This window comes from Candidatus Poribacteria bacterium, from assembly GCA_021295715.1.
In the GTDB taxonomy this organism is placed as follows: domain Bacteria; phylum Poribacteria; class WGA-4E; order WGA-4E; family WGA-3G; genus WGA-3G.
Genome location: JAGWBV010000052.1, coordinates 18,020 through 40,587 on the forward strand (window position 1 = coordinate 18,020; position 22,568 = coordinate 40,587).

Here is a 22,568-nt window from a genome sequence, read left to right on the forward strand (position 1 = left end):
ATTTTAATTATACCTTATTGAATCCACCCGCGTTCGCCTTCTATGAACACCTCCGTTTTCAATTCTGCGCAACGTCGCTGATAATGCTGTAAGGTGTCTACTGCTGCCTCTCCAGTTAGGATGCTCGGAAACTGATTGGCAACTTCAGGGAGCACTAAGGTTTCCTTGGGTTTTCCAGGACGGACTGAGGTTTTCGGCGGATCTGTCAAAATCGGGATTAACTCAATTGACTTCAGAGCTTTAGCGTCAAACGTTGCCTTTGGAATAACTATGTGTGAGTGCTGTTTATCGTAAGCATCATAGATAAAATCTGAGAGACTGTAAACAATCGGTTTGTCCTGGTACAACTCAATACCACCAAACGTATGAAGTTGCTGACATATCACCATGTCCGCCCCTGCGTCAATGAGGGCATGGGCAAAAATTCGCTGTCTGCCAATTGCCTCATCTGTAGAGCGGCTTCTGCTTCCCCAGTGTAGCCAGACAACCACGAGTGCTGCTTTCGTCCGTATTTGTTCGACGGCATTTGTCATTTCACTGTAAACGGCATAGGCAAGCGGGTCCTTGGTGTAACGTGAGAATTCGTTCACTCGGTAATACGCTAACAACGCAACCTGTGTAGTCTCGGTTTCGCCGCGCTTGACGGGTACCCATGCCGGTATTTTCGCTGTTTCCGCACTCGTCCCAGCACCGATTGGTTTCACGTCATACCATTCCAGTTCTGTGATCGTATCTTCCAACGCCTCAAAGCCGAAGTCCATTATATGTGGGGTGGCTAAAGAGACAGCATCAAATCCTGCATTCGCAATGGCTCTACCGAGTCCCGGTGCCGCCTGAAAAGGGTGTTCAATCCCGTACCGCGGTTCGCCTCTTTCCGATATGCTCGCGTTCAGGGAGGCGGTCGCGACATCCGCAGATCGAATCAAATCAGTGGTTCCCTGAAAAAATACACCAGCCCCTTTGCTTTCAATCAACGGGGTCATCCGGCTACCAATAGTAATATCACCAACGACAAGAACTGAAATCTCCTCTGAGGAAACTGATTCATCCGCGGCGATTTGCCCGGTAATTCCACCGAAGATTGTCAGAAGAATGGAAGCCACCAGCATTTGGATGGAAATATGGAAGACATGGGGATAGAAGATTGGAACACTGGAAGATTGGGAGCTCCATGCTTCCCTTCTTCCATGCTTCCCTTCTTTTCTTCCGCTCTTCCCTGTCAGTCTTTTGCTGATAGCGGACCGCGGGCCGCTGATGGCTATAACAATCTGTTTAACTTTCGTCATTTTCTGAGGTCCCATCTGAGACTTCATCGATGTCCAGATCTATTCCGAATTCATCCAGCAAGTCATCATTTTTCAATTTCATCCCAAGCATAATGAGGGTTTCGGCTAAGATCAACCGATCGACTTTAGTCGTTTCAAGGGTTTCGGTTTCAGAAACTAACTCTGTGCGTAGAGACTCCTGATTTCGGCGCGCTTGCTCTCGCATGAGTTTCGTTTCGTTGGTGAGCCGATCAATTTGTTTCTGGAACTCACTGGCGAAATCATTGATGAGCGTTGACAGTTTCTGGAGGTCTGCTTCGCCGCGAGCAGTAATTCCATCAAGCCTTGCATCCAACTTCGCGTCGATGAGCCCCTCAATTTTTTCTAACGTTAACCCTAAATCTTCGCCGCCAAGATTATCGGACAGACTACGAATATCAGTTTTGACCTCTGCGATTTCCTCAGAAATGTGTCGATCTATACCAGTGAGTTTGTCATCAACCTGCTGGCGTAGGTCCTCTAATTCTTGGTTGAGAGTGCGCAAGCGCTTGTTGTAACTCCTGATATACCTTCCGACTATGCTGTCCCGGAGGTGTGCCTCCAACTGATCTCGCGCTGCATCTTCCTCAGTGTCCACACTGTCATGTTCCAAGTCTTGGACATCTATTGGGTTTCGCATATATGTTGTTCCTCCGTTTCTATGACTATCGACTCTTGGCAGTCGGTTGTAGGAGTATCCTGTGTAGATACCCAATTGGGCAGGCACAAAATCTGTCCCTGCTGCTGACGGCTACTACGGATAATTATAGACGTTGTCAGATTGACTCGGTGTATCGACATCTTCAAAACCAACATCTCGTTGGGCAGATGCCTCACGATTTGCATTAAATTCGCGTAAGATACAACTGACTATCTCTTCAGTATAGGCTTGGGCGTCCACACGTTGTTGATTTGCTTCCCATGCCATTCGTGCTGCCGCTTCAAAATATTCTGCGTGTTTGTAAGCATCGAGGAGATCTGTGCCGCGCGAAAACGTTCCGTGTCCTACCCAATAAAGAATGTGCCGCTCCGCATTCCCGCCATTTTGGAAAAGTCGTAGACTCTCATAGGATAATTCTGGAATGCCGGGTGCCTTCTCTTCCACGAATCCGATACCACTGGATTCATCGTATATAATAGGTGTTTCCGGTTCGTATCCTCTGAGAAAGTTGTAAAATCGCTCAGGTGCACCGTGTTCTGTACGAGAAATGAGATTCAAAAACTTCGGTTGCAAGTGCACAAGCGTGTTAAACCCATGTCCTTCTAACTGTTCAAAAATGAGGAGATAATGGAACATTTCACTGGTCGGTGCTGGCGGGGCTATACCCTCTCGATTCAGTTCTAAGGTGGCTTGGTCGGGTGTGCCGAAGCGCATTCGGTAGTGGACGCCATCGGGTTCAACTTCAATGAGCGTTAAATTAAGGGCAGGATGTTCAATGCCAATCATATCCAAACGTGAACCCGACTTTGTGAGCAGGACGTGTCGTCCGGCCAAACCTTTAACAACAATCTGCGGTGGTAATTGGTAGCGCGGCGATGTGTTATAAGGGATGAGGCATGGCTCTTCGACTGTTTCAGCTAAAACTGCGCCCATGTTGCCGGCAGTCGCCCACAAATATTCGTGAGCGTGCGCATGCGCGCCGACCCAGCCCATCTGTCCTATCAGTGTTCCACATTCGCTGTCCGGCGAAATTGGGCGTAGGTCGGGATGATACCCCCGCTCTCGCCAGCGTGCATAGCGATAACTTTGCGGCGGCGGCGTTGTTAAAGCATTCGTCAGATACGGATTGGTTAAAGTTGAATCCATTTTTTATTTTTTAATTATTCCTTGCGATTCGGTCAGCTAAGTTTGATGGCTGAGGTGCCTCTGTGTAGACCCGCCTGCGCCGTTGTTGCAGGCTACTTTTTAATTATTCCTTGCGGAGGATGACGGTCATTCTATCTTTTGAAGTGTGTTTCTGAGATCCGTCTGCATGTTTTTGCAAACGCTTACGGACGGGCGAGGGTGTTGCTCATTCCTTCGTCTGTGAGCAACACCGTTACCATCTGCCACCCAATGCGAAGAAAGTGTTTCTGTGTATTGTTGCGGACTATTGGTTTTGTTTAACGTTCCCATCAAAGCCCTCAAACATAATTGGAACGACTTGCCTATTCTTTAACTATACCATGTCTAAAAGGAAATAGCAAATTTTTAGCGGACGAATTGATCTGCGTTACGGTTGTTTTTTGACACCTTCGTTTTGATATGGTATAATACTAAAAATTAAAATTGAGAGGAGTCGAGGGAGGCGTGTGGCGAGGTGTCTTTTCTTAAGTAAAAAAACGTAGCCTGCAACAACGTTGCAGGCAGGTTTATGGAAAGGAGCATCATTGACACAACCACCCTCACCGAACCGCAAGGTAAAATTAAAAATGCGAATGGAAACAGATAGTATGGGGACACTTCACGTCCCAGATGACCGATATTGGGGGGCACAAACACAACGTGCGCTCCAAAATTTTAAGATCGGTGAAGAACGCTTGCCACGTGCCGCAATATGGGCACTCGGCACTATTAAACAGGCGGTCGCGCACGTCAACGCAGACCTCGGTTTGCTCGAAAACCGGCTTGCTGAAGCCATCAGCGACGCAGCACAAGAAGTTATCAATGGAACATTAGACGATCACTTCCCACTCCGCATCTGGCAGACGGGTAGTGGCACTCAAACAAACATGAATGTCAATGAAGTCATCTCAAATCGGGCAATTGAGATGCTGGGCGGCGAGTTAGGAAGTAAAGACCCTATCCATCCGAACGACCACGTCAACAAGTCCCAATCCACAAATGATGTCTTTCCGACTGCCATCCATTTGGCAATGGTCCGGCAGATTCGAGAGCATCTTTTACCGCGTCTAACGCGCCTGCGAACTGCATTCGCAGAAAAGGCATCCACATTTGCGGAGATTGTTAAGATCGGACGCACACACCTGATGGATGCGACACCTCTTACGCTCGGACAGGAATTTAGTGCTTACACACAACAACTCGCTGCCGCGGAACAACGTATCAATGCCTCGCTGCCGCATCTCTCTGAACTCCCAATTGGTGGAACAGCTGTTGGAACGGGGTTGAATACACACCCAGACTATACAGCACGGGTTGTGGCGAAGCTATCAAAAACAACAGGTTATGGACTCAAACGCGCACCGAATGCATTTGAGGCACTCGCGTGTCGAGATGCCGTTGTGAGTGCAAGCGGTGCCTTGAAAACACTGGCGGTAGCCCTGTTTAAGATCGCAAACGACATCCGATGGCTCGCTTCGGGACCACGCTGTGGACTCGGTGAATTGCAGTTGCCTGAGATGGAACCCGGAAGCTCAATTATGCCCGGAAAAGTGAATCCAACGCAATGTGAAGCCGTCACGATGGTGTGTGCACAGGTAATGGGAAATGATACAACCTTGGCATTCGCGGGAGCAAATGGGGCATTGCAACTGAATGTATTTATGCCTGTGATGGCATATAACGCTTTACAATCTCTACAACTGCTCGGCGATGCGTGTGAGTCATTCCGCGAGAATTGTGTCGAAGGTATCATGCCGAAGACTGAAACGATAGAGCGGCACTTGTCGGAATCGTTAATGCTTGTGACGGCATTGACCCCGCATATTGGATATGATCAAGCGGCAAAAGTTGCGCAATACGCACATGAGCACGGGAGTACACTGCGCGAGGCGGCTATTGCGCTTGGAGCACTGACAGGTGAGGCGTTTGATGAACTCGTTTTGCCAGCGGATATGACACGACCGAATTTGTAGAATAACCACCAGCGGTCAGTAAAGAGGTTCTCGTTTAACAAAACCTCTTGTAACTGACCGCTGATTGCTGACTGCTGACTGCTAATCATCTTCGCCTATTTCTGGCTCAATAGCGGATACCTCTAAGTTCTGGAAACTGGAGAACCCACTTCCGGCGGGTATCAGTCTACCGAGAATAACGTTTTCCTTCAGCCCGAAGAGTTTATCGGTTTGTCCGCTGACAGCGGCATCCGTTAGCACCTTCGTCGTCTGCTGGAAGGAGGCAGCTGAGATGAAGCTGTCTGTACTCAAGGAGGCTTTACTAATACTCTGGAGAATCGGTTCACCCGCTGCAGGTGTGCCACCTGTGTCTTCAATTTCACTATTAACGCGTTCAAATTGCTTTCGTTGCACTTCGTCGTTCGGGTAGAAGTTTGTGTCGCCCGGCTCAGTGATGCGAATCTTCGTTAACATCTGTCGGACGATTGTCTCAACGTGCTTATCGTTGATAGTTCCCTTACCGTAGACTTTCTGGACTTCATCGACGAGATATGACCAGACCGCCTCTTCACCCTCAACCGATACACCTTCGATAGTCGTACGTCCGATCTTCAAAATATCGTGTGGATTGAGATACCCATCGGTGAGGGGTTCACCGGCATCCACCCAATCGCCTTCAGCGACGCGTCGCTTCTCATCAGGTATCTGATAGAGATCACTCTGATAACCTTCGTGCTCAATGCGGTAGGCAGGAATCCCTGACTTCGTGCCAGCAGATTGGACGTAACCTTCAATTTCAGCGATTTCTGCGGCTTCACCGCGTTTCGGACGGCGCGCTTCAAACAATTCAGTGACACGCGGAATACCTGCAACAATGTCCCGGTTCGCTGTCCGCTCATAGAGTTCTGCCAGCGTTTCTCCCTTCCGAATGCTATCACCCTCTGTCAGAGAGAAGGAATAACCCGTAGGAATAACGTGTGGCACCCGATTCCCATCCGATGTTTCTACTTCAATACGCATCCGCAACGACAATTCATCGACCTCGAATCCGGGGTATCGTGTCACCGCATCATTGTATACTTCTTCGGACAATTCGTCGCCAACAGCGTGCTTGAAATGGGGATGATGGACCCCGGTGATGGTATAGGTCACCTTCTGATTCGCCTTCTCAAGGGCGCGGTATTCCTTTGAAGGTAGAATAGTCCCAGCCTCAAGCCGATCATCAACATCTCGCTTATCCTCCGTTACCTGATAAACCAGTTCAACATCAAACCCTTTGAACTGGCGATGATAGGTCTTATAGTCCTCTTCACTCAGTTCAGTATCAACCTCCAGATTCAATTCAGGATGGTGGACGCTAACGACGTGATAGAGGCTCTTGACTTTCTCAGGTAACGTCGCGTCCGTCTTGCGGAGTGCCTTATACTCAATCTCGGTGAGACGTTGACCGACACTTAGCTCCGTCGTCCCATCTTCGATGTGGGTCACTTCATAATGACGTGCGACATCAAAACCCTTGTAGTTTCGGCGATTTGAGGAGGACTCTTTTTGTGTCAGCAGACCATCAACTTGTAGTGGACAGTCAGGATGATTGACGGATGTAACACGGTACATGCGTTCCGCTGCAAAGCCACCCACAGTGTTCTTACTTTGGGAAGTGGTGAACCCAGGGTAGCTTTCATTGAGCTGTTTTGCTTCATTATCGCTAATCAGGTCACCCGGCTTGAGCGGACAGTCAGGGTGATGAATTTGAGTTACGCGGTGTCGCAGCCTTTGAGCATCGAAACCTGTGAACCGTTTGTGTGCTCGGGTTAAGGCTGTCTCGCTCAATTCTTCACCTTCTGTAAGAGGACATTCGGGATGATATACAACCGTCACAAAGTGCTGTTCAACGTCCTGTTTTTCAACTTTAAATGCGCGTTCGAGTTGTTGATACTCTGTGCGAGCATCCTCGTACTCACGGGACGTTAACGTCTGATCAACCGTAAAATCAGAAACTTCTGTATGGACAACGTAAACAGGCTTTGCCTCAATCTCAAATGGGTTCAGCAGCGGAGCGATTTCCTCTGGGGCAACTTCGTTTCCTACCTTAAATCCGAAATCTTTACTTGTCTGTTTATCTATCTCGGTTATACGATACACACGATTAAAGCTTGCATCTCGTCCAGAGGCATTCGCAGCATCAGGACTATCAGATGTGCCATTCGTAAGTTCAGAAGAAGCGTTACCTGAAGATGCTGTAAGGCTTTCAATAGCAATACGCTCGCCTGATTCTGCATCCAAGTAATGCCATTCTCCACTAACGCCTTGCCGGACATCTGCTCTCAATTGTTCTATCTCTGCTTCAGTGAGTTGCGTGCCAACACTCAATGAAAGTTTGGGATGTTGCACTTGTGACACTCGGTATTTTGGGGTCACAAATCGTTGGAAGCCATATTCCATCTGTGCCTTGACGTATTCTGCCTGAGACAGTCGGTCCCCTACCTTCAAATCACAGTCGCTATCCAAGACCTCTGTGACTTGATATTGCCACGTCTTTGTATCGAAGCCTTTATAACGCTCCATGTTTTCCGTATACTGCTTCTCACTCAGCAGTTCATTTTCTTTTAAAGGACAGTTGGGATTGTTAACCCCCAGAACCTTGTAGGCGGGTTCATCAAGGTTGCCTCTGTTTTCGGTAGCAACCCAGAGTTCGCCCTCCTTTTCGACCGTCCGACCGGGTTGGAAATCTCGGAAATACACCGTGCCACTAACTTTAGATAATATTCTGCGCTGACGCGCTTCTGAAACATCTTCAACAGCACCACCCGTGTGGAACGTCCGCATGGTGAGCTGCGTACCCGGTTCACCGATAGACTGCGCAGCAATGATGCCGACAGCTTCACCAACATTGGCAAGAGCATTCGTTGTTAAATCATGACCGTAGCATTTTGCGCAGATACCATCATCGGTTTGGCACGTAAGCACAGAGCGCACTTTCACCACCCTTATGCCAAGTGCGTCAATCTGCTCCGCCATCTGCGCGGATATGACAGTACCGGACGGAACAAGAATATCTCCGTTCTCTGGATGGAGAACATCTTCGGCGGCGGTGCGTCCGCTAATCTTGAAAGCAAGGTCGCCGCCGTCTGTCGCGAACTTTTGAATGCTATTGAGAGTGCCGCAGTCTTCAGTGGTGACACGGACATCTTGCGCCACATCTACAAGCTTTCGAGTCAGGTACCCTGATGCAGCGGTTTTCATCGCCGTATCCACGAGACCTTTACGAGATCCGTATGTAGAATTAAAGTAATCAAGAACATCCAGACCATCACGATAGGAGGTGGTAATCGGCGGGATAAGAATTTCACCGCTCTGCTTCGCTTTCAATCCGATAACGGCACTGATTTGCATGAATGGATTCTTCCGTGCACGTGCGCCACTATCTGCCATGATATGGACCGGACTGAAACCCTCTACTATTGTTTCGCCTATCTCTGACCCAGTTTTATCAACATACGGGTGAATCTTTCGAGGATCGCCGCGCTCAACGAGGGAGGTCCCTAACCGGGGCAAATCATCGAACATCTCATCCTCAACTTTTTTGAGGGCATCCAACCAGATACGAATCTGCTCGTTTTCATGTTCTTCGCGCTCGGTCGCTGTGACATCGCTAAGGAGTTCGTCAATATCTGCTTGAGCTCTGTTTACCAAGGCATCGCGATTGTCAGGTGTGATGTAATCCGCGATACCGGGCGAAATACCGCTCAGCGTTGCATACTCGAACGCGAGTTTCTGGACTTTCTCAAGCACTTCCGTCGTGACACGTGTGCCAAGTTCGTTAAAACACCGATGGATCAGATCAGATAATTCCCGGCCGCCAGCCTCGGCATTGAAGAACGAAAGTCGCTGCTGCGAATTTTCGTCCTCCCACTCTAAACCGGACGGGAGTACCTCGTTAAAGATAACTCTGCCCACTGTTGTGAGAATGGGTTCAGCCGTTTTCCGGTCATCTCCATTAGATGCACAGAACAGTTGGATGCTGTCGTGCAGTTTCAGTTGACCGGCTGCATGCGCTGTAAGTACCTCTTCTGGGTGTGCGTAGCGACGATGGAACCACGGCTTTTCGCGGAGTGCCTCAAAAGTAGCAGGATTCCTTGTGGTATAGGCATCATGCAGAAGTGCCGCATCCGCCGCGTGCTCTGGCAACACCTTTGTCAGGAAACTGGGTCCGAGTACCATGTCAAGTTCCGGAACAGTAACGGGATCACCGTGTGAGGGCTTGAGAATGTTATGGCTGCTGAGCATAAGGAGTTTCGCTTCAGCTTGCGCTTCCACGGTCAGTGGGACGTGGACTGCCATCTGGTCACCGTCAAAATCAGCGTTAAACGCTTTACAGACGAGTGGCGGAATCCTGATGGATTTGCCCTCTACTAAGACTGGCAAAAATGCCTGAATGCCGAGTCGGTGCAAAGTTGGGGGGCGGTTGAGCAAGACTGGATGGTCCGCAATGACTTCCTCTACGACTTCCCATACAGGAGAATCAGAATCAACGTGTTCAGCGATATGCTTCGCACGCTTAATGGTCTGTGTATAGCCATACGCTTGAAGTCGCTCAATAATGAACGGCTTAAACAACTCTACAGCCATTCGTTTAGGGATTCCGCACTGATGCAACCCCAATTCAGGTCCAACAACGATGACACTACGTCCCGAGTAATCAACCCGCTTACCGAGCAGATTCTGACGGAACCTTCCAATCTTACCTTTGAGAACATCGGCAAGAGATTTGAGCGGGCGGTTACCCGGACCGGTGACGCGCCTACCGTGCCGTCCATTGTCGAAGAATGCATCGACGGCTTCCTGTAACATCCGTTTCTCGTTCCGGAGAATGACTTCTGGAGAGCGGAGTTGTATCAATTTACGGAGTCGGTTGTTCCGATTAATAACACGGCGATACAGATCGTTCAGGTCACTGGTAGCAAAGCGTCCGCCTTCAAGGGGGACAAGAGGACGTAAATCTGGCGGGATAACAGGAATAACATCCAGAATCATCCACTCGGGTCGCTGTCCGATTTCTGCAAAATCAGCCATCTGTTTCAGCTGCTTGGCGATCTTAAGCTTCTTCTGATGGCTTGTTGTTTCGTCCAAATCTTGGGTTAACTTCTCTATTTCCGCCTCAAGGTCAATGTCACTCAGTAATTCGCGAATGACTTCTGCGCCGGTGCCAGCCCGAAATCCGCCCCAGTACTTGTTGCTGTTTTCTATGTACTCAATCTCGGTTAAGACCTGTCCACGTTCAAGAGGGCAATCTGGGTCAGTCACTTCAACGACAATAAACCCCTCAAAATAGAGCACACGCTCAACATCACGTGAAGAGAGTTCGCAAAAAGTGCCAATGCGGGAAGGAATTCCTTTGAAGTACCATATATGAGATACAGGGGCGGCAAGTTGGATATATCCGAGCCGATCTCTGCGAACGCGCTGTTGTGTGATTTCAACACCGCAGCGGTCACATATCATCCCTTTATGTTTGATCCGTTTATACTTACCGCAGTTACACTCCCAGTCCTTTTGGGGTCCAAAGATAGCCTCACAAAAGAGGCCCTCCGGTTCAGGACGGAAGGAACGGTAGTTAATAGTCTCCGCCTTTTTGACCTCGCCGCAACTACATGTCCCTTTCTCGGGACAGATAAAAGGTTCATCCGCTGCTTGAGATGGATTCCGACGTTTGCAACTTGTCGTCTTCGACTCATCTTTAATCTGATCAGGCGAGGCTATCTTGATGGAGATGCTGTCAAATGCCGTGTTCATTTTTTTACTTATGGCCTCCTGTGCTGCGCTCCATTACATTACGCGCAGGTTTCTGGTTACATCTCAACTTACTTGGGGACTTTGGTGGAAACATGAAGCGAAACCGGTAGCCTGCAACAACGGCACAGGCGGATTTGAGAAACCCACTTCAAAGATAGAACAACCGTAATTTCTCCGCAAGGTAAAATTAAGAGTCTTCATCCTTATCAAGGGATACATGAAGTCCGAGGGTTTGAAGTTCGCGGACCAAGACTTTGAATGATTCCGGTGTCCCGGGTGGGTCAGGGTTTAACCCTTTCACAACCGACTCATAGATCTCTCTTCTACCGAGAACGTCATCTGATTTGAGCGTGAGCATTTCTTGGAGCGTATGGGCTGCACCATAAGCCTCCAGTGCCCAGACCTCCATTTCACCGAGTCGTTGGCCCCCGTGTTGCGCCTTGCCACCCAGCGGTTGCTGTGTAACAAGAGAGTAAGGTCCTGTTGAGCGAGCATGCATCTTATCAGCAACAAGGTGGTTCAACTTCAAGAAATAGACGTAGCCCACCGTTACTTCCTGTGCAAATGGCTGACCGGTCCTACCGTCAAAGAGAATGCTTTTACCGTTCTGCTTACTGCGTTCCGGAAGATCGGTCTTACCGAGCATTTCAAAGATTTCTTCTTCTGTCGCACCGTCAAACACAGGAGATTCCACCTGGATACCGAGTTCATGGCATGCCCATCCGAGATGAATTTCCAAAATTTGACCGACGTTCATTCGAGAGGGCACACCTAAGGGGTTCAGCACCAATTCAACGGGTGTACCATCGGGGAGATAAGGCATATCCTCAGCAGGCAAAATTTTGGCAACAACACCTTTGTTTCCGTAACGACCCGCCATTTTATCACCCACAGAAATCGGACGCTTACTTGCGACATAAACTTTGACGCGTTTGATGACGCCTGGTTTCAGTTCATCACCCATCTCTAACTGTTGAAGTGCCCGTTCTTTTTCCTCAGTGTAAGTGGTTATCCTACCTTGCGCCATCTCTTCGACACGTTGGATATGCTCTCTGGCATTGGCATCGGTTACATGGATGTCTGAGAAAGTCAAACTACAGGATTTACGCGCCTGTTGGTAGTCGTCATCAGAAACATATTCTCCAACAGGTAATGTACACGCTGGGTCAAAAACAGCGGTAACGTGCCAGACCTTGTCGGCTTTCAAATCCTTGATCGTCTGGTCGAGTGATGCCAGTTCATCCGCAGTCAACCGCTGTCCGGCTGCGATAGGACGCGCAGGAAAGGCTCTGGAGACTCGCAGGTACTCGTTGTCGGAAAACTCTTGGCCCTCGGTCAATGTGCATTCAGGATCGAAAACTTCCATAATTTGCCAGAATAACTCGGCTTGTAAACCGGGATAAGCCTGACTGAAGTTTGCCCATTCTTCCTCGTTTAGTCTCTGTGTCTCAACGACGGGGCATCCAGTTGCCTCAATCTGTTCGGTGACTCCGGTCTCAAATTCGGAACGCGCACACGGTTGCAACACTATTTGATCAGCGACTTGTGCTTCTGCGTCTTGTGTCGGGGGCGAGTCGCTGGTCAAATCTGCGAGTTCATAGAAATCCCAGTTATCGGGTTCTGATTCACCTTCGGTTACCAATACACCAAATCGTGCGCCTGCTGCAGTGAGCATTTCTGTCAGATGCTCGGAATTATACCCGTTTTCCGTGTCCTCATTTTCACATACAGCAATGGCAATCACACTGTTATCGTAGCCCTGAAGCACAACATCAGCGTCTCCTGTAGGAGAGGTTTGTGACTCCGATTCCTGAGGTTCTGTTTCCTGATAGAATGGCTCTGTATTTCCCAAGGTCGATTTGCACACTTCGCTAAGGTACGCTTGCACGGTTGAAGAATTCTTCGAGGGGTGGACCACAAGAGTAGGGATGGGTTCAGGTACGTCCGTTACCCTGTAACCTGCTTCAGCGGTAAAGGCTTCAGAATTTGTATCTTCGGTTACCAGATGATACTCATCTGCAGTGAAACCGGAAATATAAGCGTCCAGAACCTCAGCTGTTAGCGTATCGCCAGCATTCGCAAAGGGTTCAGCTGTAGGAAGGGTTTTCAACCCCGATGCCTCTTTTGTGTAAAGCGGATCAGCGAGTTCACATCCTATGAGTGTTTCGCGAATCTCTTCGATTCTTCGGCGACGGATGGAAGCGATCTGCTCACGCGAAGTCTCTTCTATCTCCTTGCGTTTCGACTCATATCGCAAATTGTCAGCCATTGATAACCCTGAGGGGTCTCCTTGTGACCAACTTCCACGACGGGACCCAGTATCCGGCTTACGGGAAAATACTTTCACGTCAATGACGACCCCTTCAACGCCGGGGCGGACATACGTTGAAGCATCTCTTACTTCTTTGACCTTTTCGCCAAAGATCGCGCGTAGGAGTTTCTCTTCTGGACCATATTCGCTTTCGCCTTTCGGTGTAATTTTTCCAACGAGGATGCTTCCTGCACCCACAACGCTTCCAACGCGAATAATGCCCTCTTCATCAAGTTGTGTGAGCCGCTGCTCGCTAACGTTCGGAATATCACGGGTGATTTCCTCTGGACCTACTTTCGTTTCACGTGCTTCTACTTCAAATTCTTCAATGTGGATAGAGGTGAAGGTATCCTCTTTAATGAGCGTCTCACTTATCAGGATAGAGTCCTCATAATTGTGACCGCCCCACGGCATATAAGCACATAGCACGTTCCGTCCAAGAGCGAGTTCGCCATTTTCTGTAGAAGTGCCATCCACAATAACCTGTCCGGCTTCAACTTTATCGCCTACTGCGACGATAGGACGCTGATGGATACAGGTGCCGCTATTACTTCGTTTGAAGGTTTGGAGTTTGTAAACATCGTAGCCCATTTCGCTGAATGTATTCTCACCTTTATCATGGTGAAGTGTTTCACCAGTATATATGAGAATCTCATCGGCAGAAACACTCGTGACAGTACCGGCTCGCTTAGCCGTAATGAGAGCACCTGAATACAGTGCCGCCGGTGCTTCCATCCCCGTTCCAACGAGAGGTGCTTCTGGACGAACAAGCGGTACAGCCTGACGTTGGTGGTTAGCACCCATCAAAGCACGGTTTGCGTCCTCGTGCTCCAGAAACGGAACCAGCGCGGCAGAAATCCCAACGATTTGCTGCGGGGAAACGCCGATATAGTCTACCTTTTCCATCGGAACCGACAGGACATCCTCTCCACTGCGTACAGGCAGTGTATGCCCAGATGCATCACCATTTCCGCTTTGTTCGGTATCACTCGAGGCGGCTTTCGCAGCAATGTAGGCAGTATCCTCGCTATCTGCTGTGAGGTATTCCACTGGATCCAGCACTGAACCATCTTCAACCTTATGATAAGGGGTTTCAATGAAACCGTAGGGATTTATCCGTCCATAACAAGCCAAAGAAACGATAAGACCGATCGATGGACCCTCAGGTGTCTCTAAGGGACAGACACGTCCGTAGTGCGTTCGATGGACATCCCGAACCGCTGCTGTTGCCCTATCTCGGTGAAGTCCACCTGGACCGATCGCTGAGATACGGCGTTTATGCGTCAATTCGTCCAACGGATTAATCTGTTGCATAAACTGTGACAGTTGGTTCGATCCAAAGAATTCTCGAAGTGCCATCATCAGCGGTTTCGGATTTATGAGAGAAGACGGGACAACTTTCGCAATATCGTTATTGGTGCTCAAACGTTCGCGCGTGGTTCGACGAATCTGGAATAGACCCATTCGGAACTGGTTTTCGAGGAGCTCACCGATAACACGCACTCGGCGATTACCGAGGTGATCCAGATCGTCTTTCGGCGCAACCCCGTTGTGGACGTTAAGAAGATAACCTACCGTCGCAGCAATATCTTCGGGACGAAGTGTGCGAAAAGCCTCTGCAGGTGGCTCACCATAAATCGGGATATTCTGGAATTTCCGATTCAGTTTGTACCTGCCAACGACCCCTAAATCGTATCGGTGCGCGTCGAAAAGCAACCATGAAAGGTGTTTACGAGCGTTCTCTATGCCAGCGGGGTCTCCGGGTCTCAGCGTGCGGAAAATTGTAAGCAGTGCGGCATCTTTTAAAGTATACGGTTCCTCATAGTCCGCCTGTCGGTCACGCTCCAATGTATTACGCAAAAATCGAATGTGCTGGCAATCTTCCTCATCCAGTACTGTAAGTGCCTCAACACCAGTCTCACTGAGGCGTTCCAATTCCGTTTCGGTGAGCAGCGTATTTGCTGTGAGGAGCACTTCGCCAGTCTCTGGATTTTTAACATCTTCAGCGCAGACTCTACCGACACATTCCTGATTGTCTTCGGACAAAAGTTGTTCAGCTGTGAAAGCTTTGCGTCCGTAGCGGGCACGCGCCTCTTCGTATTCCGAATTCGTTAGTACTTGTCCCGGAATGAATTCACACCCACTATTGTGGGTATCAATCACACGCCGCAGAAGTTCAGTTTCAAAGCCCTTCCATTTTCTGCGAAAACTTGTACGCTCCTTAGACGTAATTTCTTGCCCAATCTCCAGCGAACAGCCCTCATCCTTATCACTTACTTTCGTAACGCGATAACAATTCTCTACCTCAAGGTCAGGATAGTCTTTGCTGGATTGTCGAAAGTCCGCGGCATCCAGCAAATCACCGGGTTTGAGTTGCTTTGCTGGTCCTTCTACATCGGTAACCTGCCATCCGGCGAGCACAAGTCGTTCCGTCTTGGCGTAAAGCTGCATGATATCCGCGTCCGACTCCCAACCGAGTGCACGGAGAAGCACGGTAGCAGGCAGTTTTCTACGTTTGTCAATACGGACGTAAATCTGGTCTTTGGTGTCTATCTCAAATTCGACCCATGCCCCTCGGTACGGAATAATTTGGGCAGTCGGTGTGCGTCGCCCGGTCGGTAATGTCTTTTCAAGAAAAATAACACCCGGCGAACGGTGCAATTGGCTCACAATCACGCGTTCGCTACCGTTGACGATGAAACTGCCGTTTTCGGTCATTAAAGGAACTTCGCCGAGGTATACATCGGATTCTCGGATATCCACAACGTGGGGTTCATCCGCATCGGAGTCTGCCTCACGCAGGACAAGCATAATACGGGCAGTAAGGGATACTTGATACGTTACGCCGCGCGCAACACACTCTTGGAGCGTATATTTCGGGATGCCAAGGCTGTAACTGACAAATTCGAGACTATTAACTTCCGAAAAATCGCGAACACCACTCTTTTCTCCTGTCTGAAATACTTCCTTAAACACCGCTTGGAGACCAGTATCCGAACGTTCATTAGGTGGGACATTTCGTTGTAAGAAGGCGTCATAGGCGAGCTTTTGTGTCTCTATGAGGTTCGGGAGCGGGGTCCGTACCTGCGTTTTAGCAAAAGAGATTCTCTCATTTTTTTGGATGGATTTTTGGTTCACTGAATGAAGTCTCCCTACTTGGCGGTGGTTACGCAGTTTACAAATAGACTTTTGAAAAAGCCTGCTTTCTCAACTGCTTTTTCCGTCTTAATGTGGTAGCATAGCATAACAGAATATTATACATTATTTTCCGTAGAATGTCAAGAAAAAATAAAAAAATCACATTTTTTCCTAATTTAATGCAATAATGTATGATATTAACCGTTAGAATCGCGGTTTTTATAGAACTTCACAACAATAAATGAAGTGTTGATACGCGAAACCTAATTCACTGCACTTGATGAAATTGAAGTTCACGCTATCAACGATCGGGATGTGGGTTTTAGGGGTATGCCATAAATTTTCGACGCTGGAGGATAACATGGGAGCAATCACGACACCACTGCCGGTTAAAGCAATCATCGGTGTGCTGACAGCCGACCCTGACCTCCTGTCAACAGTTTATGCAGAGTTAACACATCGCCTTGGACCCATTGATTACACAAGTGAATTGGTGCCCTTCACAAGCACAGCCTACTACGAGGCTGAAATGGGACCAGACATCCAACGACAATTTATTAGTTTTGAAAGACTTGTCGATGCCGGTACGCTGGCAGAAATGAAGTTGTTCACGAATGGTATCGAGCAAACTTTTGCAATAAAAAAGTCCGAAGCAGACGCGCGGCGTGTCAATTTAGACGCCGGTTACATCTGCTTAGCAAAGCTCGTGCTTGCGTCAACGAAAGACCATGCCCATCGTATCTACCTCAGCGACGGTATCTACGCCGAAATCACACTCCGCTTCTATCGCAAAACGTTCCAACCATGGGAGTGGAGTTATCCGGACTACCGTTTACCAATATACATCGCTATTTTTAACCACATTCGCAAAATTTATAGAAATCAATTAGAAAGTCAACTACTCTTCACTGAAGCGCGAGATTTTTAAAAATCTCTGTTGTTCATGCCACGGAATACTATGTCCTTCAATCTCCCACGTTATAATATGGTGGTGGCGCGCAGAATTCTGAAAGGTTTTGAGGTGTTCTAACCAGTCTAATCTAATAGTATTTTCTCCTGTGTTTTTGTAGGATACACAGGATATTTAAATCAAAGTCACGGTTTATCGTGTATCGTGTGTTTATTACCTGTCAAGTAGGCGGCAGACACATTGCCGAGAGGCAATGCTTGACATGTCTGCCAACACGATATAATTATTATACCATAAAGACTGACGAAGGTCAAATTAAAAGAAAGGGCGGTTTTTTCTGCTCACCATAAATGGTGAGATTTCCAAATCGCGAATGTTGATGAAGAAAATTCTTAAAAGGATGCAAGGCATTGAGAACTCGTGCGACACGAAATTGTTGATTTTTATCGTTCTCACAGGTACATTTTTAGCGTGTTCTATATACGGCGTAAACGTCAAATCGACAGACTCGGATACTCGCGCACGGGCGCGCGACATCGGTATCCAAGTCGGAAGCCTTCCAACCGGTACACACAATGCGATCACTGATGTAGAGGGCGTGAAAGTCGGACATGTCACGCTAAACGAAGGCGATTCAATTCGGACGGGTGTTACTGCTATCCTTCCGAGTGATGATATTTGGACAGCGCGCTTATTCGGTGCAGCACATGTCATTCATGGCAATGGTGAAGCAACCGGTGTCGCGCGTATCAATCAAGCGGGATGGATTGAATCGCCCATTTTGCTTACGAATACACTCAGTGTCGGGGCAGTCCATGATGGTGTTGTGCGTTACATTGTAAAACGGTATCCAGACAACAATATTGTGCTACCAATCGTGGCGGAATGCTACGATGGTGGCTTGAACGATATCAGCGGACTCCATGTCACAGCGCAACATGCGATTGAAGCGATTGAGAACGCCGCTGCCGGTCCCGTAACCGAAGGAAGCGTTGGGGGCGGTACCGGGATGCGATGTTACGGGTTTAAAGCCGGTATCGGCACAGCCTCCCGTGTCCTACCCGAAGAACGCGGTGGATGGACAGTCGGGGTCCTTGTTAATTCCAATGGGGGGCGTCGTTCGCAACTGCGAATTGATGGTGTCCCTGTGGGCGAGGAAATTGTCGGATCCCCACCGAAACCGGGTAGAGATGGATCGTTCATCATTGTTATCGCAACGGATGCTCCGTTGACGCACCGCCAATTAAAACAGTTAGCGATTCGTGCGACACATGGACTTGCTCGCACAGGCACGCCAAGTACAGACGGTAGCGGAGAATTCGTCATTGCATTTTCTACCGCGAACATTTTTCCAAACAGCACCGAAAACGGCACTTTTGAAATCCAAATGCTTGTCAATTGGCGTTTGAGTTCCCTCTTTCAAGCAGTTATTGAAGCCACAGAAGAGGCTATCATCAATTCAATGACAATGGCGACGACAACCACTGGACGCGGAGGCAGAACGATGTATGCGATTCCGTTGGCGGAGCTGCAAAAGGTGATGAGGGCGCACGGACATTAAAGGTGCTAAGCCGAACTGACACGATTCAGATCCGGGGCAAGAGAGGATGGCACAACTTCATAGTGTGAAAATTCCAATGTAAACGCCCCACGTCCCTGTGTCATTGAGCGAAGCCGTGTCGTGTACTGAAACGTCTCTGAGAGTGGAATGAAAGCATTGATGACATTTTGTGTCGATTGCGAGGGGCGTCCTGTATCGGAGGTATCTTGGGTTGTGCTCTCATTAATCTGCGCCCGTCGGGAATTCAGGTCACCAATGACTTTGCCGACATGCTCATCAGGAACAGTAATATGCATCCGCATGATTGGTTCTAACAACAAAGGGTTTGCTTTTCTGGTCGCATTTTCAAACGCTAAGACTGCTGCTGCTTCAAACGCGACTTCCGAAGAATCCGTTGGATGGTAGGAACCACCTGTGAGTGTAACCTTTACATCCTGCATTGGATATCCGATCCGGGGACCCGTTCCCATGGCACCTTCCAACGCCTTCTCAATAAACGGAACGTACTGCCGCGGAATTTGCGTTTCGTCTGTGTTATCCTCGAACTGAAATCCTGCCTCGCGTGCTAACGGTTCAACCGCCAGTAGGACATCGCCGTATATCCCTTCTTCATCTGTTTTGTGGATATGCGTCCCGCGTGCCTCTGCAAGCGTACTGATCGTTTCGCGATACGCCACCTGTAGTTTGCTTACCCGAGCGTTGACCCCGAATTCGCGTATCATACGATCTGTGAGAATTTCTAAGTGGAGTTCACCCATACCGGAGATAATCCGTTGTCCGGTTTCTTTGTCGATTCCCACAGTGAAAGTTGGGTCCTCGTCCATCAATTTTTCGAGTGTTTCTTCCAAGTCATCAGCATCGCTTGCACGCTCAGGTTCAATCGCAATTGAGATAACCGGATCTGGGAAAGTAATGGATTCTAACAGAATAGGCTCTCTCTGATCCGTCAGAGTGTCTCCTGTCTTGGTATCCTTAAGTCCGACGATCGCAACAATGTCACCGGCATAAGCTGCATCACAGACCGCCTCCTTATTGGCATGCATCTGCAAGATACGGTTAATCCGTTCCCGTTTTTCGGAACGGACGTTATAGACGACCTCCCCGCGTTTAAGCTCACCTGAATAGATACGACAGTATACGAGTTTGTCCACTGTTGGATGGCTTGCCACTTTAAATGCCAATGCTGAAAACGGTGTATTGTCATTTGGGATGCGTGTCACTATATCCTGTTCTTCGGATGTGTTTTTCGCTCGCTTGGGACGCGCACTCCCAGCAGTAGAATCTGGCACAGTGCCTTCAATAGGAGGGATGTCAATAGGAGACGGCAGAAAATCAATGACCGCATCCAACAGAGGTTGAACGCCTTGATTCTTTAGAGAACTTCCACAAAGCACGGGAAAAAGTTTCCCTTCCAACGTCGCTGCGCGGATAACCGTTAGTAACTCGGCATGGGGTATCTCTTCACCCTCCAAGTATTTTTCAAGCAACGCCTCGTCTTCGACAGCGACGCTCTCATAGAGGGTTTCCCGTGCTTGTGCCACGTCATCTTGAAATTCAGGTGGGATCTCTGCCTCTACGTATGTCTGTCCGAGATCGGTTGTATCCCAACGCATTACCTTCTCCGTCAAGAGATCGATAACACCGGCAAAATCGGGACCTTCACCCATCGGTAATTGAAGCGGGAGTGGGTTCGCGTCTAACTGTTCCTGCATCATTTCCAGAACGCGAGTGAAATTCGCGCCGACCCTATCCATCTTATTAACGAAGACGATGCGCGGCACATCGTAACGCTCCGCTTGCCGCCAAACCGTTTCTGATTGTGGCTCGACGCCGCCGACGGCACAGAAAAGGGCAATCGCCCCATCCAAAACTCGCAAGGATCGTTCCACTTCCACTGTAAAATCGACATGTCCGGGTGTGTCAATAAGGTGAATTGCGTAGTCTCGCCAGAAACAGGTCGTCGCGGCGGCAGTAATTGTTACGCCGCGTTCTCGTTCCTGCACCATCCAATCCATCTCTGCAGTGCCGTCGTCCACCGCGCCGATCTTATGCTTTTTACCGGTATAGAAAAGAATCCGTTCCGTCGTGGTTGTTTTTCCGGCATCAATGTGCGCTGCAATGCCGATATTGCGCACGTTTTCGATAGGATATTCGCGTGCCATTTTTTCCTTTTTGTGCTTACATGTTATCGTTCCATCGAAGGATAACGCCGAGTAAGCTGGGGTTCCACTCCATGAGGAGTTGATATGCTTTTGCCGCATCTTCTCCAGGGACGCGATGACTAATCAACGGAATAACGTTGAACCGTTTCTGCGCAATGAGCGATAACAGCAAGAGACTATCCTCTTCAAGTGTCCAGAAATTCGGTGAGGACTCTTGACGCGGACGGATGGAATTGTGTGCGCCGTAGAGAATGAGACCTTTTTTATGCACATCGCGATAGAAATTCACCTTCGGTGTTTCTCCACGAGTACTTGCCAACAACACGACGCGCGCGTCCCGTCCCGCAACATCTAAAGCGGTGCTGATTGCGTCCGGATGCCCAGTTGCTTCAATAACAACTGCGGGTCCCTCACCTTTCGTCGCTTCACCTAACTGTTCAGAGAAATCGGTATTTTCGGGGTTGAAGGTGTAGTCAGCTCCCACTGTTTTAGAGATTTCGAGACGACTATCGGTGAGATCTGCCGCAATAAGCGGCAATGATCCACTCAATTTCGAGAGTTGCATCGCCGATAAGCCGATAAGTCCCTGTCCCAGAACCAGTGTCGCTTCTCCCAATTCAATCCGTGCCTTGCGGACACCTTGCAGCGCAATCGCTCCGAGATTGAAGAAGACCGCCTCTTCGGCTGGAACATCGTCAGACGCTATCTTTAGCAAGCGACTTGGCGAAGTCACAAAGTGACTGGTATGCCCCTGCGTTGAGGCGACGCGGTCACCTGCCTCACAATCCGTAATGGCTTTTCCCACCTCTATTATTGTGCCAATATTGCTGTAACCCGGACGCGTCGGATACCTTCCTTGAGCATTCGGAAGTCCCAATAGAAACGCGCGTTCCGTGCCGGGACTGATGAGTGTGCATTCTGTTGCAACGAGCACTTCATCATCGCTGATAGACGGTAACATAAACGTCTCAATGTCAACTTTGGCGCGATCGGGCCAAACGACCCGTTGTGCTTCCATCTCTAACCTGTACCTCGTCAATGTACCCAAGCCTAAAGACTTAGGAAACCTGTTAAGAGTGTTAACAGGTTTCCTATCGGTCTACCGATAAGTTTCTCGTTTCAGTGAGGTTGGTAACCCAACGCTCTCCACGACGGGCGCAAGTTTCCGCCCTAAAAAGTATGTTTAATGCAGCGTTATGGTCTCGGTCTAACGAAGTCCCACAAAACTGGCAGTTAAAGGTTCGTATCGCAAGAGAGAGTTTCCTTTGCGATTTCTCACCACAAGCCGATCACGTTTGCGAAGTATTCTTAGGGTCAACTTGGTGGAAGTGCAAGCCGTCTCTTTCGGCTATACTTGCACACCACTCAAAGAAGGTTACCCAAGACGCATCGCTGATACTCTTGCTGAGGTGTTTGTTTTTTACCATATTAGATACGCGTAAGTCCTCTGCCACTAACACATTATTTTTTTGATGGTGGTAGAGTTTATAGACGAGTTTTCCGATAAAGTCTTTGCGTTTGTTTGTTGTTCGCTCATGGTGTAAAGCGAGTTTGTGTTTTTGTTTCTGCCAACGCTGGCTGCCTTTTTTCTTTCGAGAAAGGTCTGTAGAAT

11 protein-coding genes and 1 pseudogene are annotated in these 22,568 nt (G+C 48.8%); 3 read left to right on the plus strand and 9 right to left on the minus strand.

All coding sequences use genetic code 11. The features are described from left to right. Nucleotides 1–14: 14 nt before the first annotated feature. The 3 genes from J4G07_13750 to J4G07_13760 all read right to left on the minus strand — a co-directional run bounded on the left by J4G07_13750 (nt 15) and on the right by J4G07_13760 (nt 3,111). Entirely contained in the window at nt 15–1,301 is a 1,287-nt protein-coding gene (locus J4G07_13750; protein MCE2415060.1) for a CapA family protein, read from the minus strand. Beyond that, nucleotides 1,273–1,944 carry a hypothetical protein gene (locus J4G07_13755; protein ID MCE2415061.1) on the minus strand — a complete coding sequence of 224 codons (672 nt, stop codon included), beginning with the start codon at nt 1,942–1,944 and terminating at the stop codon, nt 1,273–1,275. Before J4G07_13755 ends, J4G07_13750 begins: the two co-directional genes overlap by 29 nt. Before the next feature lie 114 nt (nt 1,945–2,058). Then, complete coding sequence (locus tag J4G07_13760) at nt 2,059–3,111, minus strand: class II aldolase/adducin family protein (GenBank protein ID MCE2415062.1); 1,053 nt, start codon at nt 3,109–3,111, stop codon at nt 2,059–2,061. Between the two features lie 605 nt (nt 3,112–3,716). Between J4G07_13760 and fumC the strand changes: the two genes are divergently transcribed. Beyond that, the gene (gene fumC, locus J4G07_13765) at nt 3,717–5,102 is read left to right on the plus strand and encodes a class II fumarate hydratase (protein MCE2415063.1); all 1,386 of its coding nucleotides are present in this window, start codon (nt 3,717–3,719) and stop codon (nt 5,100–5,102) included. An 81-nt stretch (nt 5,103–5,183) separates the two neighbouring features. Here fumC and rpoC read toward each other — a convergent pair whose 3' ends face one another. Together rpoC and rpoB are read right to left on the minus strand one after the other, a co-directional pair. After that, complete coding sequence (gene rpoC, locus J4G07_13770; GenBank protein MCE2415064.1) at nt 5,184–10,874, minus strand: DNA-directed RNA polymerase subunit beta'; 5,691 nt, start codon at nt 10,872–10,874, stop codon at nt 5,184–5,186. A 187-nt stretch (nt 10,875–11,061) separates the two neighbouring features. Beyond that, complete coding sequence (gene rpoB / locus J4G07_13775; GenBank protein ID MCE2415065.1) at nt 11,062–16,323, minus strand: DNA-directed RNA polymerase subunit beta; 5,262 nt, start codon at nt 16,321–16,323, stop codon at nt 11,062–11,064. A gap of 361 nt (nt 16,324–16,684) precedes the next feature. Here rpoB and J4G07_13780 point away from each other — a divergent pair, with 361 nt between their 5' ends. After that, nucleotides 16,685–17,251 (plus strand): DUF4416 family protein, encoded by a 567-nt coding sequence (locus J4G07_13780; protein MCE2415066.1) that lies wholly within the window; start codon nt 16,685–16,687, stop codon nt 17,249–17,251. A gap of 382 nt (nt 17,252–17,633) precedes the next feature. Next, on the plus strand, nt 17,634–18,794 hold the full coding sequence (locus tag J4G07_13785) for a P1 family peptidase (GenBank protein MCE2415067.1): 1,161 nt from the start codon (nt 17,634–17,636) through the stop codon (nt 18,792–18,794). 5 nt (nt 18,795–18,799) lie between these two features. Here J4G07_13785 and fusA read toward each other — a convergent pair whose 3' ends face one another. From fusA to J4G07_13805, 4 genes and pseudogenes are all read right to left on the minus strand, one after another. Continuing rightward, entirely contained in the window at nt 18,800–20,956 is a 2,157-nt protein-coding gene (gene fusA / locus J4G07_13790; GenBank protein ID MCE2415068.1) for an elongation factor G, read from the minus strand. 16 nt (nt 20,957–20,972) lie between these two features. After that, nucleotides 20,973–21,974: a zinc-binding alcohol dehydrogenase gene (locus J4G07_13795; GenBank protein ID MCE2415069.1), complete on the minus strand. Its 1,002-nt coding sequence runs from the start codon at nt 21,972–21,974 to the stop codon at nt 20,973–20,975. Between the two features lie 73 nt (nt 21,975–22,047). Beyond that, nucleotides 22,048–22,239, minus strand: a pseudogene (locus tag J4G07_13800) (transposase). 6 nt (nt 22,240–22,245) lie between these two features. Next, the coding region (locus tag J4G07_13805; protein MCE2415070.1) for an IS200/IS605 family accessory protein TnpB-related protein at nt 22,246–22,568 on the minus strand (323 nt) is incomplete at its 5' end.